At 67.6% G+C, this 16,167-nt stretch carries 6 protein-coding genes and 2 pseudogenes; all 8 read right to left on the bottom strand.

All coding sequences use genetic code 11. The annotated features are described in order from the left end of the window. Positions 1–26: 26 nt before the first annotated feature. A pseudogene (locus ACWGI2_RS00935) lies at positions 27–149 on the bottom strand (IS630 family transposase); the annotation flags it as partial. 199 nt (positions 150–348) lie between these two features. Further along, a pseudogene (locus ACWGI2_RS00930) lies at positions 349–456 on the bottom strand (hypothetical protein); the annotation flags it as partial. After that, positions 429–806, bottom strand: a complete 378-nt coding sequence (locus ACWGI2_RS00925) for a helix-turn-helix domain-containing protein (protein ID WP_453692857.1) — start codon at positions 804–806, stop codon at positions 429–431. The gene ACWGI2_RS00925 and the pseudogene ACWGI2_RS00930, both read right to left, overlap by 28 nt. Positions 807–844: 38 nt before the next feature. Continuing rightward, positions 845–6,571, bottom strand: a complete 5,727-nt coding sequence (gene mads8, locus ACWGI2_RS00920; RefSeq protein ID WP_453692855.1) for a methylation-associated defense system ATP-binding protein MAD8 — start codon at positions 6,569–6,571, stop codon at positions 845–847. After that, complete coding sequence (mads7, locus tag ACWGI2_RS00915; RefSeq protein WP_453692853.1) at positions 6,571–8,238, bottom strand: methylation-associated defense system protein MAD7; 1,668 nt, start codon at positions 8,236–8,238, stop codon at positions 6,571–6,573. The genes mads8 and mads7 overlap by 1 nt, the downstream gene beginning before the upstream one ends. After that, positions 8,229–12,548 (bottom strand): methylation-associated defense system protein kinase MAD6, encoded by a 4,320-nt coding sequence (gene mads6 / locus ACWGI2_RS00910; RefSeq protein ID WP_453692851.1) that lies wholly within the window; start codon positions 12,546–12,548, stop codon positions 8,229–8,231. Before mads6 ends, mads7 begins: the two co-directional genes overlap by 10 nt. After that, complete coding sequence (gene mads5, locus ACWGI2_RS00905) at positions 12,548–13,972, bottom strand: methylation-associated defense system restriction endonuclease subunit S MAD5 (protein WP_453692849.1); 1,425 nt, start codon at positions 13,970–13,972, stop codon at positions 12,548–12,550. Before mads5 ends, mads6 begins: the two co-directional genes overlap by 1 nt. Continuing rightward, positions 13,969–16,107: a methylation-associated defense system DNA methyltransferase MAD2 gene (gene mads2, locus ACWGI2_RS00900; protein ID WP_453692847.1), complete on the bottom strand. Its 2,139-nt coding sequence runs from the start codon at positions 16,105–16,107 to the stop codon at positions 13,969–13,971. Before mads2 ends, mads5 begins: the two co-directional genes overlap by 4 nt. Positions 16,108–16,167 lie beyond the last annotated feature (60 nt).

Here is a 16,167-nt window from a genome sequence, read left to right as displayed (position 1 = left end):
CGATGCGTGGAGTGACCGTCCACGACGAGGTGCACCTTGCGTTCGAAGTGGCCGACGAGCCGGTCCAGGATGCGGCGCATGACCTCGGCGTCGCAGGTCTCGGTGAACACCACAAAGTGCATCCGCCCCTTGGTGCTGATCGCGGACATCGCGTTCACCGAGAACCTGTTGCCCGTGCGGCGTATGACAGGGGTGCACCCCAGTACGACCGGTGACCTGGTCGGACCGGATGCTGACCTGGTCGGCGAACAGCACCTCGGCGCCCTCAACCTTCGCCCTGGCCCGGATCGCCGGCCAGGTCTCCTCCCGCCAGACGCGCACCAACTCCGCGTCCTGCTCCACGGCCCGCTTGTCCGGCCGCTGGAACGACAGCCCCCACCGGCGCAGATACTTGCCCACCCCCTGCCGCACCTGGTAAAGCTTCGCGATCAGATCGCCCCTCCGACGCGCGTCCATAGCTGTCCGGCCAGCCCCAGATCACAGGGACGGTGATCCAGCACGGCCTGACGGACCGCCTGCTGCTCGACCGCATCGAGAAGCTGATGATCGCCGACTCGGCGCCCGCACGGCCGGGCCACCAGCGCCTCGCGCCCGCCTGCCAGCCACTTCGCCCACCAGTTGTCCACCGCTTTGAGCGAGCCCTGGAACACCGCCGCGACATCCTCGCGGGTCCGGCCCGCCACCAACGCGGCCACCGCCCGCAGCCGAAACCCTCTCTGCCAATGTGATGCAAGCCAGACATACTGGATGATCCAGTGAGTCGAGGGCGGAGAGTCGAGCCCCAAGTGGCCAGCACCAACGACCACGGGACGCCCGATCCGCAGGTAGAACCCCGTTCAACCGGTCAATTCCCGCTCGCAGTTTTTGTTCCGCCACCGTGTTTTGTCACCCGCGGACGGCACCGTACCCGCACCGCCCCGTGGGTGAACGCGGGGTCGGTGGCCTTGCTCGCCCACACGTACGCCTCGCCGGGCTGGAGCTGTGCCAGTTGCTCCGCGCGGAGGCCCGCGAAGGCGGTGTTCGCCTTCTGTAGGTGCTTCAGCCAGGCCGGTGAGGTGAACTTGTGCAGGATGACGTGGTCGGACAGTTCGATCAGGGAGATCGGTACGGAGGGCGGGTCCTGGCTGGCGACCAGGATGCTCATGCCCTTATGTCGCATTTCGCGGACGGATTCGACGAGTCCGGCCACGAGGTCGGGACTGTCGATGTACTTGTGTGCCTCGTCGAACACGACCAGCTTGTTGAAGTGATCACCATCGACACGAGCCTCGGAGAAGAGCTGCATCAGGACGACGAAGAGCCCCAGTGCCTCGTCCTTCTCGATGAACTCGTCCCTGAGGTCGACGATGATCAGACGTCCGGGTCGGATGTGCGCGCTAAGCCGTACGCTGTCATCAATATAGTCGTCGGCTAGGTTCAGCCGTTCGTGGGCCAGCTGCTTCACATGGTCGGGCATCCCGGAGTCGGCGACACCTTGGCGGATCACGTCGATGCTCAGGTCGTTGCGGTGGGTGCGCATGATGCGGGTCAGCTGCCGGATGTAGGTGGACTGGTTGCCGACTGCTCCCATGAGGAAGCGCCAGTGGGCTGCCTGGAGTTCACTGGACGCGAAGGCCAGGGGCTGTACCTCGATGTCGGGGAACTCGCGCCGCCGCTCCACGACCTGGTCGGCGGGTGCCAGAAGCAGGACATCTTCGAGTGCCCGAGGGTCTGCTCCGTAGCGCTCCTTGAGCACGGCGAGCTGTGCCTCGTCGTCGTTGGCCGCTGCCATGGAGGTGAACTCGGGCGCGTAGTCCATGGTCTGGCTGTAGTGGAAGACCACGGTGGCCAGCGGGTGTGGCAGCGCGTTGACCGGCGGTGCGGGCAGTGAGGCGGCTTCGATGACGCTGCCGAGGGTGTAGCTCTTACCGCCGCCCTGGACCCCGAAGAGGCTGATCGTGTGCGTCTCGTGGAGATCTAGGGCGACCTTCCGGCCGACGGCTTCCCCGAGAACCCCGTGCTGAGGCGACGGGCGTATCACTCCAAGGAAGACATCCGGTGCTGTCGTACCGACAGAGGACGGGTGCACCGGAGTCACGGCGGGGTCAGCGGTGTCGACGGTCGGTGCCTCGTGGAAGCTCTGCGGTTCGAGCACTGTGGCCGACCGCTGCGGCGAGCCATCCGCTGGCGCGATCGGGGAGGTGGCAGCACTCGGTGCGCTGGTACGCGGCGCTGTCTGCTCCTTCAGTTCCCCTTCAGGGGGCGACACCCCTGTAGACGGGGCGGGCGGTTCCGACCCCTGATGCTCCTGGGACGGAGACCGCTCGCCATCCGACATCGGAGGCTGGGGAACTCGTGCCTTGGCCTGATCGGATTCTTCTGCGGACGGCTCCTCCTCGATGTCCCTGGTAGCGCCGCTCTCCGGCGTGTCGATCGTCGTGGTCGCCGGTTCCGCGCGGAAGTTCGCGTCGGCGAGGTGAGGCACGGAAAGCTGAAGCAGCGCCAGAGTCGGTGCGGTAGCGGATCCAGCCGCATCGGATACATCGTCCAACGGGAAGACCTCGCTCCCGGCGGCGCTGGCGGCGCCAGGCACTGGAACGGCACCCAGGCCGGGGGGCACGGTGGGAATGGCCTGGATCAGTTCATCGATCAGATCGCTGCCGATCCGGTGGAATTCCACGCCGTCGTCGACCTCCCGGTCCGTACCGGTCCGGGCGAGGTCGAAGATGAGCCCGCTTTGGGTGAAGCGAAGCTGGTAGCCGCCGTCGAGGCTGTCGAGCAGCTGATGTGCGCCAGTGCGGGCGGCCTGATCCATGGTGCCGTGGCGGGTGGCGCGCTCCAAGTAGAAGCGGAGCATGGAACTGAGGGCGAGGTTCTTGACTGGCCGGTCGACGCGGTCGGTCGTGTGCAGGGCCGGGTCGAAGGATTCGGCAAGTACGGTCTGGCTGCGCCCCAGCTGTTGGACAATCTTGCTCTTCAGCCGCCGGTACGCGCTGACGTCGTCGAGCGCGGTGTAGCACTTCACTTCGACGAGACGGCAGGTGACAGTGCGCCGCTGTGCGTCCACATGGAACAGCGCGAGGTCGCTGCGCTGGAAGGAGAGCGCGTCTCCCAGTTCGCGGGCCCGCCAGCGGGCTTCCGCGTACAGCTCGGGGTGAGCATCGAGTGGAACCACGATCTGGTCGCGCAGAACGTCTTGGTAGTCCAGGTACAGGCGGGCCAGGGACAGTCCGAGGACTTCGGTGCGCTGGTTGGGGGCGGTGGAGGCGAGCTTGAAGGCGAGATTGCCGGAGAGCAGCCGGAGCTGGTCGAAGAAGGTGTTGAGATGGCGTTCCGCGACATCGAGACCGTGCTGCCGGGCAGTGGGGCCGAACAGGCCGCGCAGCTCGTCGACGGAGTTCGAGCTCACCATGATCTGGTGTCCGAGCCCGCTTGCCACTGAGGGCGCGTAGTCGATGACGTACTCCGGCCTGCCGTGTTCGCCTGCGTGGTCGAAGTACTCCAGGCCGAGAGTGCGGTCGATGGTGACGACCCAGTCCCCGGTCTGGTGTGCCTGGTAGAGCAGTGCGCGATCCGCGGTGTCCAGGGAGAGGACAGTGCAGGGGACGTTCCGGGGCGCCTGCCCGGACGTGGCCACGCTGGCGGACGCGGTGGCGAGGAGTCCGGGAAGGCGGCTCATCAGTGTCGCCAGGTCTTCGGAGTCCTCTATGGTCCGCGTGACCCCGTGCCGTGGTGCGGTGCGCCAGACGATCTGCTGCTCGTCGTCCCGGTAGGTGGCAGCGGTCGCCTGCACCAGACCGTGGACGGGGGCATGGGCAATGCCCTGGCGTGCGGTGGAGGCGTGCTGTTCGCCGCCGAAGGCGTCGATGAGGACGGTGAGGTGGGCGTCGAACTCTGCGGGCCGGCGGGTGAACTCCTCCACCGAGCGGACGGAGTGGACGAGCTTGGGTGTACGTGCTGGGCCTGCCGTGTGAAGGAACGCCTCGGCTTCGGCGGAGGAGATCTCGCTCTGCGCGCTCTGCAGTTCGGCCAGGGCCGCACCGGCCTCCGGGGCCTCAGGGTCGGCCACACACAGGCGGATGTCGTACGTGAGGTCGCGAGTGGGGTCGCGGCGCTGCAGTTCGAGGAGGGCGTCGGCGACGATCTCTCCGCGGCCCGCGTTGACGACGTTGAGGATGAGGGTGCGGACGTACGGGTGCAGCCGGACGTACCGCTCGATGCGGTCGGCCAGGGCGGTCCCGGACAGTGCACCGGTGCCGTTGCCGGAGCGAGCGGCAGCGGTGGGCAGGCGCAGTGCAGTGGCGAGCCGACCGAGCAGACCGCGGGGGTCGGCGGTCTCGCTGGGCAGGTAGGCGCCCCAGTACGGCGTGAGGTTGTCGGCGGCGGCCATCAGCCGGCCGTCCTGACGGGGAACGGCGAAGGGGAAGCCGAGCGGTGCCAGGGACTCCAGGAGAGAGTCCTTGGCGGTGAGCACGGCCCGCTTGTCCCCGACTGCGAGCCGCCTGGTCCAGTCCAGGCCCAATGCGGACCAGGTGGCCAGCCAGAGTGCGCGCAGCGGGTGGGTGGGAGAGACGAGCAGGACGGTGTCCCTGCGGCCGAGGCCGTCGGTGAGGGTCGCGGCCGCACAGTCGATCTGCTGGAGCCGGGCCAGCGCGGCCAGCGCGCCGCCACGACCGGTATCACCGGCCCGTTCGACATGGAGCGACTGAGCGTCGAGGAGTTCCGCGTACGCCTCCACGTAGCCGACCAGTTCGTTTCGGACGTCCTCGAAGTCGACCGCCTCGCTAGTCAGGAGGTCGGACGGATCGGTCTCCTGATCGCCCGCATCCCGGTGTGCGCCGCGGACGGTGGTGAAGTAGGCGTGCCGGGCACCGAGGAAAGTGTCGTACGCCTCGGCTGCCCGCCCGGCCAGCTGGTGTCGCAGGTCTTCGTCCGCGCCGGGGTGCATCGTGGCGGTCCCGTCGGGACGGAGCAGAAGCCGACGCAGGGTGACGTCCTCGGGGCGTGCGAGAAGGTCCTGCTGAGTCTGTACAAGCAAGGGTGAGAGTCTGACTTCGGCACTTCCTGTGGACCGGACCTTGACATTGAGAATCTTGTACGGGCTTCGCGTGGTGATCGGCCGCCAGCGGATGTCGGTCGCGAGCACCCGGGAGGGATCCTCACCGGCGGCAAGTGCGTCGAACTGCAGGGCCCGTAGCGCCTGGACGACGCCCGCATAGCGTCCGGCGCTGCGTTCCGGGGGCTCCTCACTCTCACCGTCGGGGATCACGTAGAAGCGTTCGCTCTCGCCGCCGGGAAGGTCATGGGCGCCGCGTGCGACGAGGAGCGGCTCACCGGTCTCGTCGAGCGGAACGACCCGGATGTGGTGCCACCCCTCCTCCCAGTCGATCTTGTTGAGGCGTTGTAGCGTGGCCTGGTACTCGGGCGTCCTGCGGGTCCCCTTGCCCTTGTGCAGGGAGCGGCCGATCGGATCACCGTTCTCGGTGACGATCTCCACCCGGAACCGGTCGAGTCCCTCCACTTTGCGGGGGTCGGGCTCCACCGCGAACCGTGCGGTGATCTCGCGCACGCCCTTCTCGCCCGCAAGGAGGTATGCCTGGCCGGAGATGGCCGCGAGCGCGGGATGGTTGTTCACGTCCTCGGCGTTGTCGCCTGCGAGGGGAAGTCCGAGTTCGCGTACGTCGATGGCGACGGTGGCACGCTGTCGCTCGTCGATGCGCCAGTTCCCGAAAGACAGCCCCCAGTTCTCCCGCTCGACCACGATGCGACGGGTCCAGACGGAGGGATCCTCCAGGCCGCACCGGGTGGCGAAGCTAGCGAGGCGCGCGGCGAAGTCTCCGTCGCTCAGGCCGAGGTCAAGGACGCGCTGACGCTCGGAGCGGGGCGAGGTGGTCAGCTTCTCTACCAGCGTGCGGTTCTTCGTGACCCGCTCGTGCACCAGGGTCGGGTCGGAGAACAGGTCGAAGTCGGGGACGAGCCCGAAGAGGTACACCGCGGCTCCGGCGACCTGATCGCGGTGGTCGTTGACCTGGAGGGTGAGGAGGTACTGGGCGACCGCACGGTCACCGACCCGGCCCTCGGGACGCTTCTTCAGCGCGGCGATCAGGGTGTCGACACCGGGGCGCAGGCGCTGTGGTACCTGGTCGAGCAGATGGTCCGCGAGGTGGGTGTAGGCGTCGGAGAGGGACACGTCCTCGAAGGTCGCGGTGCCGAAGGAGTCCTCGGCGCTCACCTTCGTGCCCGGGGGCACGAAGACCAGGAGCGGGCCGGGTAGAACGCCCTCGCCCTCGCTGCGGTTGCGGAGTTCGACCAGTTTGGTGCTGGTGACCCCCACGTCGTGGAACTCCCCGTCCGGGCCGAGTTCGTCGGCGGGCCGGAGTAGACAGACGGTGGCGTCGGGGCCGAGGGGCCCGCGCAGACGGCGCACCAGTGACGCCGCGAGTTCGGTGTCCGCCTCCGTGACCCGCATGCAGTGCCCGGCGCTCCGCTGTCCGACGAGTGCCGTGAGCCGGGGAACGAGGACGCTCTCCAGAGCCTCGCGCAGATCCTTGGGGGTCGTCTCCGACATCCCTGTCGTCCCTGTCGTACTCATCAGGCGAGGGCTCCCGTCCGTGCCGCGGTGCCGATGGCGTACCGGGGGGTAATGGTCTGCGTCAGGTAGGCGTCGGACATGTCCTGGTAGTAGCCGATCTCCCGGAGCCGGTTGAGGAACGCGGCGGAGTTGTCGCGCAGCGCGGCCTGGTCGTCGAGGTCGGCACCGGTGAAGCCGTCGCCTTCGGGAAGCCGGTCTACGTACAACCCGTAGCGGTTCCGAAGGAGGGCGAGGAACTCGTCCACCCGCATCGGGGAAGTCGCGAGATCACCGGATCCGTCCCCCGCCGCACGGAGCAGCGACACCTGGAGGAGAACTTCGAGGAGCCGTGCATCCAGGACGAAGCGGCGCGACGATCCCTCGGAGCCCATGCTGTTGTTCCCACGGGGCTGGGCGATGAGGGCGCCGGGGCGGTGCTTGAGTAGCATCGAGTCGAGGCATTTCACGAACTGGCCGCGGTAGTAGCGCCCTCGGTAGTGCATGAGCATCTCGGTGTACTCCTCGAAGGGGTCGAGCCCGAGCTGGGTGACCTGCTTCAACTCCGCGGGCAGCTCGTCCTCCTCGTCCCGGACCCGGGTGGCCCGCTGGAGGAAGAAGGCGTCGCGTTCCTTGCGGTGGGAGTTGCCGAGCAATCGCAACGCGTCCTCGATGGTGGAGTACTTCGTAGAGCCCGTCCGGCCAGCTGCGGTGGTCTTGGTCGCCCGGTGACCGGCGAATTCGTCGAGCTTTTTGACCTGGTACGTCGCGTGGATGAAGCGGGGAATGCGTCCGTACCAGATTTTCGCGCTCTGTCCGGCCAGGGCGGCGGCCGGGGTCCCCGGGTTTCCTTCCACGTCGAGGAAGAGCCGCACCTGATGGGGGCAGCGGTCAGCGGCTGTCCGTCCGGTGTGTCCCTTGCGGCAGGCGGCCGGGGCGGTGGCGTTCCGGACGGCAGCCGGCAGCAGGTTGACCATGCGCAAGTGGTAGAGCGCCAAGTGGAACGCGAACAGCGTCTTGAGGTGGTCCACGAGGACGGTGCGTGGCATGTGGTTCTGGTGGTAAAGCAGCAGCATGACGTCCTGGCAGAGCAACTGGGCGGGTTCGGCGCACAGCGGCGGCTGCGGGGTGCGGGGGTTTCCGGTGTCCGCGCGGTCCTGCATCTGGCTCCCGGCCAGTTCCACGAGGTGGAGCAGCGCCTGGGTCTCCACGTCCGTGTCCCGGCCGGGGGTGATCGTGCCGGTGGCACGGTCCACGTCGGAGAAGAAGAACTCCCGCAGGCCCTTCAGGGCGCCCTCGTCGGTGGCGAGCATCTCGTAAAGCTGCTCGTCGGCCCCGTAGGGGCGGGACTTGCGGCTGTTGCGGAACCGGTAGGTGAAGCCGTGCAGGGGCCGTGGTCCCGCCACGGCTTCGTCGGCCCGTCCCCGGTTGACCAGGTCCAGGAGATGGGTGGAGATCCAGCGCGAGGTGGTCTCCCTCTCGAAGCCGTCGAACACCTCGGGATGGTCCTGGAACAGTTTGACGAACGCCTCGACTTCGAGCGTCTTGTCCCGTTTGATCTTGCTGGGCATGCCGTGGTGCCACAGCCGCGCGAGCAATGCGGTGAGGACCCGGTCCATGTCGAGGGGCTTGTAGTCGACCCTGCTGACGCCGGGGTGGTGGAAGGTACCGAGCGATCCAGTCAGCGCCATGTCGTCTCCTCCTCGCCGGTGGCGTCCTGGTCGGACAGTTCGCCTGTGGCCACGCCTGTGACCTCTTCCATGTGCAGGACACGGTCATCGGTCCGGTGGATTCGCCGCAGATCGTGTCCGTGGGCGGTCAGCAGGATCTCTTGGTACGGGACGGCGGACAGCCGGTTCTTGAAGACCGCGAGGGCCAATTGCTGTCCCTGGAGGTCGGCGACCGACGGCCGGTAGCCCTGCTCGAATCGCTGGAGCAGCTCGTAGAGGTCGAGCCGGATGTCGAGTTCGGCCGTTCCGCCCTGGTGGCCGGCGGGGTCCGTGTAGCTGAGGCGCAACGAGGTGCGGGCGGACTCGACGTAGGGGGAAGCGGGGACGGTTCCGGGTTCGAGGCGGAAGCCTTCGGCGGGGAAGCGGCGGAAGCTGCGGATGGTGCCTCCTGGCACGTCGCGCACCTTCAGCGCGAGTGCGCTGCCCACGCGTTCGGGGGCCGTCATGCCCTCGCCCCGGTTGAGCGCGCGCAGCACGGAGTCGCGTTCCCGGGCAACGCCGGCGGGTTCGGTGGCGAGCAGCTCCATGAAGCGAAGCACGGAGGGGAAGGGCAGCATCAGCTGCGCGCGGTCCTCGTCGTGGAGTTCGAAGTAGAGAAGACGGCGAGCGGCGTCCAGATAGCGGCGGTGTAGGGTGACCCGTCCGCCGTCCGTGGTGCCCATCTGCCCGAGTTCCTCGAACTGCCGGCCCAGCAGGACACGGTCGCGGTCGCCGCGCCCGTCCACGGTGACCAGTGCCCGGTCCTCCAGGAGACCGGTGTGGTCCAGGCGCCGGTCGAGCCGGGGCCGGGGCGCGGTGGCGACATCGGCCTCGCGGAGCAGCGAGAGCAGCCGGTCGCGCTCCCGCACCGTCCCGTCCTCGGCGGGCGGGGTGCCCAGGTGGGCGGAGAAGTAGAAGCTGTCGAGGATCTGCTGGGCGTCGCCGTCCGCGTACAGCTGGTGGATCTCGGCGCAGTCGCGGCCGGAGGTGAGGGTGAAGGCGAGCGCCGAGCGCAGGTCGCGCAGGGTGATGTGGAGCTTGCCGCGCAGCTGGGTGAGCTCGTAGACCTGGCGCAGTCGACGTGCCACCTGCGGTCCTGCCGCCGGGTGCTGGAAGGTCTGGGCGTTGTGCCGGGCGTAGCAGGTGGAAACCAGGTCGCAGTCAGCGCAGTCCTCCCAGAACCGTTCGTGCGTCATCCGGGCGAGCATCCGTTCCAGGAGCGATTCGCCCTCCTGCGGGATGTTGTCGGTGCCGACCGGCCGGGCGGACACATCGCGCGCGTTGAGGTTGACGACGGCGACGGTCTGGCCGGTGTCCTGGCCGCACAGCCCCAGATTGACGATCTTGGCGAGGTGGCGGTAGCGGTCATGGCGGTGGCTGAGGAAGTCGATCAACCGTCCCTCGTTGATCGCGATCAGACGGGTCTCACCGCCGATGCCGCTCCAGTCGTCCTCGGACGTCCCCGCGAACGGGGCGAAGAACTCCTCAAGGACCTCGTCGCCGCCGGTGTCACCCTCGTCCTGACTGCCGTCGTGGTTGGTGCGGAAACGGTGACCGGCCAGGATGAAGTCACTGCCGTTGGGACGGTACGGGCCGAAGTCCGCGCCTACCTCGCGGGCCTCGCGCTCGAAGCTCTCCAGGAAGGCCGTCTTGCCATCGCCCGCGTTGCCGGTGACCACCACGAGCGCGTGCCTGCCCTGCCGGAGCGCGGGGGCGAGCTCCCGGTCCAGAGCGGTCTCGATGTAGACCGACACGGCGTGCGGGTCCAGGCCCCGGGTGCCGCGGTTGCTGCGGCGGCTCTGGCTGTACAACGTCTGGAGGTGGGCGACGAACGGGTTCTGGTTCGGGTCCGGAGAGGTCTCTGCCCCGCCGTCTTCGCCGACTGGTGGGACCGGCGGCAGCTCGGTGCGCCCCGCCCGCGGCGAAGTACCGGTGCCGGGCGCTTGGCGGGCCGAGCCCAGGTCCTCCAGCGCCCGCAGCAGTTCCTCGGCCGTACCGAACCGCTCGCCCCGGTGCGGCGAGATCGCCCGCAGAATGGTCTCGGCGAAGCCCGGCGTCAGGTCCCCGAAGCCGCTGTAGGCGACCCGCGGGTCAGTGGGCCGCTCTCCAGGCAATGGCCAGTTGGCGTCCCACGGGTACTGCCCGTCGGTGAGCGCCTCGTACAAGGTGACGCCGAGCCCGAACAGGTCACGGTCGGTGTAGCCGGTGGCATCGGCCGGCACCTCGTCGAGGTCGGGCGGGGAGTAGCGCGGGCTGGTGTAGGTGTGCCCCTCGGAGGAGTCGGCGGTCTTCGCGATCCCGAAGTCGATCAGCTTGACGCCGTCGTCGGTCCACAGAAGATTACTCGGCTTGATGTCGCAGTGCCACACACCGAGTTCATGGATGTGCCGCAGGCCGCGTGCGGTGTCGACGGCGAGCCGCAGAACGTCCGCCGCGCCCATCCGCCCGCCCCGGATCACCTCGGCGACGTCCTTGCCGTCGACGAACTCGAAGACCAGATACGGGTACTCGTCCGGGGACGGCAGCCGGTCCGCGTCCACCATCGACACCACGTTGGGGTGCGGGGCGCTCTCCATCCGGGCCAGTACGTCGTACTCCCGGCGCAGCCGCTCCAGGGTGGAGTCCCGGTCTCGCAGGACCAGCTTCACCGCCCGGTCGCGGCTCCTTATCGTGTCGTACACCCGGTAGGCCACCCCGAACGATCCGGGTCGCCCCAGCCGGTGCCGCACCAGATATTTCGTACCGAGCTGGAAGTCGGCTGGCAAGTTCCGGTAGAAGTCTGGCCCGCGCGGGGTGTCCGCGATGGCCGGGTCCGCGGCGGGCTGTTCGACTCGTCGCACAGAGGAGGAGCCAATACGCCGGGACGGGGCCCGGCCCGCGCCCACGGCGAGGTCGAGGCGGCGCAGCGCCTCCACGGCGGTGGGACGTGCGGCCGGATCAGTCGCGCACAGCATCTGGAGCCAGTGCGCCAACTCCACCCGTACGCCAGCGTTCTCCAGACCCGAGGCAGGCAACTGCCCGGCTGCACCAGCCTGTTCGGTGGCGTTGGCGAAGGGAAGTTCCCCGGTGAGCAGCTGATAGCCGATGACACCGACCGCGTAGATGTCCGAGGCCGCTCCCATGGCGGAGGGGGCGGCGTGGCATTCGGGCGCCAGGTACGCCGGATCGGCGGCCAGACGCGCCTCGTCGCCCAGGGTGTGCGCGCGGCGCTGTGCGGTCCTGGCGTACTCGAAGCCCGTCAGCAGGGCCCGCCCGTCCTGTGCGATCAGGATCGTCGACGGGTTCAGCTCCCGGTGTGCGATCCGGCGGCTCTGGGCGTGCACGAGGCCCTGCAGGACGTCACGGATCGTGCGCAGTTTGGCGTCGGCGGTCAGCGGGTCCGCCGCCCCGGTCAGGTGCAGCCGCAGGGCGTGCCCGGGGACGTCGTCGAAGACGGTGACGTAGACGTCCTCGTCATCACCGGCAAAGAAGTCCCGCACGCCGACGACGTTCGGATGCGCGGGCAGCTTCCCGAGCGCCTCATAGGCAATGCCGATCCGTTTGCGCTCCATCAACCGGTCGACCTCCGGCGCGTACGGGTCGGCCTTGCGGACCTGGAGGCGGACGGTGCCGGAACCCTGCACCGCCATGGAGTTCTTCGCCCGGTACTCGGCAAGGACCTCGATGCCCGTCGCGTGTTGGTACTCGCTGAGTCGCTCGATCACCTCCCAATTACCGAACCGGAGCGGACCGGAAGGCGGGCGGGATGATCCCTGAACCGTCCGCACGATCAGCTCGTGGTGCCCGGAGATGTCGGTGTCGAACCATCCGTTGGACACCGGTACCCGCCCGGCATCGGCCAGTCGGCCGATCAGGTCGGGCAGTGAGACGGTCGCCTTCGCGTCACGCTGTTGGGCGGTGGAGTCCGTTAGTAAGGCGTCCGGTGCCGGGAGGACGAGCAAGGCGTCGGTCCAGAGGCGCGACAGCGGCGGGTGGGCCGTTTCCAGGATCGTCTTGAGCTGCTTGGCATGACTCTGGAGCTTGGGCACCGGACTGCGGAACGGAGCCCGGTTCGCCGGATACCACTTCCGCCCGTCGGCCTCGATCCGGCCCCGGGTGCCCTTCACATCGATGACGTACACCGCGTGACCGGTGACCACTACGAGATCCACCTCAAACAGGCGGTCCTGTTGCGGGATTTCAATGGTGTGCAGGACCGTCCAGTCGTCGGGAGCGTGATCACGCAGGTGCGCGATCACCCTCCGCTCGGCATCGTTGACGGCCTCCCCAACAGCAACGATCCTGGCACCCATCAGCCAGCGGCCTCCTCGATGGCGGTGGTCAGCAGCGCGAGGGCCTTGTCCTCGAGGATGTCGGCTCGGTCGCGGCACTTGTAGGCGTAACGAACGGTGTCGGCGATCCGGGTGCGGTCGGCGGGGGGTGCGAGGGGGATCGGGACTTCCCTGAGCAGGCGAGGATGGTATTCCTGCTGCTTCCCACCGACGCTGAGCGAACGCAGAATCCGGAAGGCCACATCCGACCGGAAGAAGGCAAACAGGTACGCGCCGGAGACCTCTTCGTCGCCGCTCACAAGTCGCACGAAGTCCTGGCTGTACGCGTGTTCAAGCCACGTTCCGGTGATGAAGACCGAGCGGCTGTATACCTCGTTCTCGCCGAAGGTTCCACGCGCAGCCACGAGGATCGTCTCGTCCTGCAAACGAATATCCTCCGGGGCCTGATCTGCGCTGATCCATCGCCCTTCGGGACGGATCCAGAACGACTGCCGCTGGCCAATAAGACGCACTCCATGCGAAGGATCGGCGTCAATTCGCTTGAAACGCGAACCGGTCCGCAGTGATCCCCCAGCACAGATTTCACCGAGCGTAGCCCCCGGAACCAACGAAAGCTCTTCGATGAGCCGCCGCGCCCGCGGCGTGAAATTCAACGCCCGCAGCGACACCGGCCCCACGCTCTCGACCTCGAACCCGAGATCCCGCTCCTGCTGATGCCACCCGACCTTGTTCAGCTCGGACAGCCCATTGCTGTCGAAGAAGTCCGTCGTGGCCGCCACCAGCGCCGACTGATGACAGGCTCTCAGCCGCGCGCTCTGCTGGATCAGCAGATGAATCCGCCCCTCCAGCTCCGCATCGAACCGCGGCACGGGCAGCCCGGCGATGTGATGCGGCTCAATGTGCTTAACAGCCGACCCGTAGACCGACCCCCGCACCAGCGACTCACCGAACCGGCTGAGCAGGAAGGCGTACAGATAGCCGGACTTGATCTGCTTGGGGTCGGGCTCAACCTTGAGCGTGTCCTGCGAAGACCAGCACTCGCCCATGTCGGGACGGACATACGCTCTCCGTCCAGCGTTGAAGCCCGAGCAAGAGATCAGCGTCATCCCCGGCTTGAGCCGCAGGTAGGACAGCGTCGCCGACTCCGCGTCGGACTTCCGCAGCCGCGGCAGCCCTGTGAGGTCTGCTGCCATCATGTCCTTCGTCCCGAGGAACGGCACGCTGTGATCAGGATCGGTGAGGTAGACCCGCCGGAACATGGGACCGTTGAAGATCCCTCCGTTGTGGCCGACGGTCAGACTCGCCAGCGGCACCGTGTCCTTCAGTCGCTCAAGCGCCTTCTTGTCCTCCAGCGCGCCCGAGACGTACGGCGACGCGTCGAGCCTCAGCCCCTGACCGTCGAACCAGTCGGACATCACCGGATGGGTGCGGCTGGTGACCTTCACGCGCCGGCCTCCGCATCCTTGCGCGGGTCCGCGCCGGGCACCGGGTGCTTGGCCCGAAACTCCCGGTACTTCTTCGCAATCACCGGCAGGTCGTTGTCGACGACCTTCTTGCTCCGGGTCAGGGTCCGCTCGATTTCCTTGCCGCGGATACGGATCCGCTCGATCACAGTCTCCGGCTCCACCACGATCTCCCCATTGGGTTCCCGCTTGTAGAGCTCGTTGCCTCGACGGTCGAAGCCGACCTTCTCGGCGACGGCCATGAAGACGGGGTACGGCTCCTCCGTACCCAGCCGCTGGTTGCGTACCTCTTGGTCGGTCTTCCGCTTCAGGAAGAGCAGCGTGGTGAGGATGTTGACGTTGGCATCGACGATGAAGGTCTCCACCGGCAGCTCGACGCTCGCCAGCACCCAGCAGTGCTCCAGGATGTAGCGGCGGATCGCCTCGTCGGTCGGCCCCGGGTTAGACAGGATGCCGTTGGGCAGGACGATGCCGATCCGACCGCCGGGCTTGACCCACTCGATGGCACGCTGGATGAACAGCTGCTCGGGCGCCATGCTCTTCGGCGTGCTGATGGTGCTCGCCACGACCTTGCCAGTCACCTTGTCCCGAGCCCAGGACTGTGCGATGCCGTCGCGGTACAGGTCGAGGACCGACTCGTCGCTGACCGGGATGTCGACTCCGAACGGCGGGTTCGTCAGCAGTACATCGACGCTCCCGAGCGGGATCTTCTCTTTCGCTTTCTCGACGCCGGGCAGATGCCCGAGCGGGAAACCGAGCGAGTCCATGTAGAAGATGTTCCCGGTCGTCTGGGCGAGCGTCATGATCGCCATGCTCGTCGTGCGGACCAGGGACTTGTCGAAGTCCGCGCCCATGAGGCGAGTCTCCGCGTACTTCTTGAGCTTCTCGCCGTACCGCTCCCGCTCCTCGGCGGTGTCGGGATGACCGAGGGTCTTCGCTTCCTTCTTCCAGCTCTGATGGAGGTGCTTGAGGGTGGCCTGCAGGAAGCCGCCAGTGCCGCAGGTCGGGTCGAGGACGGTTTCGTCCACCTGGGGGTCGAGGATCTCTACCATCAGGTTGACCGCGCCGCGCGGGGTGAAGTACTGCCCGCGGTCGCCCCGCAGATTGGTGCCGACGAGCTCCTGGTAGGCGAGGCCCTTGGCGTCGACATCGGTGCCGCTCAGGTCGTAGGGCGCGAGCTCGCTGACGATGAAGGCGAGCGCCCGGTCGGAGAGGGTGATCTCGTCCGTGTCCTTGAAGACATCCGCGTACTCGCGCTTGACCTCCTCGAAGAGAGACCGGACCCGGGCGCTGATCTCGGCCCGGCCCTCGGCCTTGAACTTCTCCTTCAGACCGACGCGGAACCGGCCGCGCCCGGTGCCCCGGCTGACCCGCTCGTCGTACATCTTCGTGAAGAGCAGATAGAGGAACTGCCAGAAGGCGGCGTCCTTCGGCATGCCCTCGTTGCCGTGGATGTAGTTATGACACCGCTGGAAGGCGACCTTCAGCCGCTCGGGATCAGCCGTGCGCAGGCGCTGGTGCGAGGCAACGGTCCGGCTGCCGACCGTCCCGTCCTCGACCTCCCAGTCGCTGCGGTCCTCACAGTGCACGCCGAAGTCACCGACGATCTTCTTCAGGAAGAAGAAGTCGACACCGTCCGTCCACATGCCGTCCGTACACAGCGGGCGGTTCTCGTTGCCGAGGAGGTCCTCGAGCTCCTCCAGGTCCTTCCGGACCTGGTCCGGCTCGCGGAGCTTGACCACGTGCTTTCCGCGCTTGGGCTCCGGCTTGCAGACCACTACACGCCGCAGATTGGCCGTGATCTGCTTGCTGCCCGGCTCGAAGATCGCGATATCGGCCTTCCTGCTCCGCTTCCGCGGTGCCCCCTCCTCGCTGACCGTGACCGAAAAGTCACGCTTCATGTCGGCAGGGTCGATCCCGTGCTCGTGGACAAGCGCGCGCACGATGCGCTGCCGGACCTTCTCCTTCGGGGTCTCCTTGATCGCCTCACCGGTGATGTAGTCGACGGTGTACCCGTCTTCCAGCGCGGTGACCTGTGGCGTGGCCTCCTCCGCCTCCGGGCCGGCACCGTCCCCGGGCTGCTGCGGAAAATCCATGTCCAAGGTCTGTTCTTCCATCGGTGTGCTGCTTCTTCCTTGCACTCGGTCGTGGTGTGTGACACACGTTCCACCGGTACG

The sequence above is a fragment of the Streptomyces sp. NPDC054866 genome, assembly GCF_053610745.1.
Note: the sequence above shows the minus strand (reverse complement) of the source record. Positions and strands in the feature narration are given on the sequence as shown.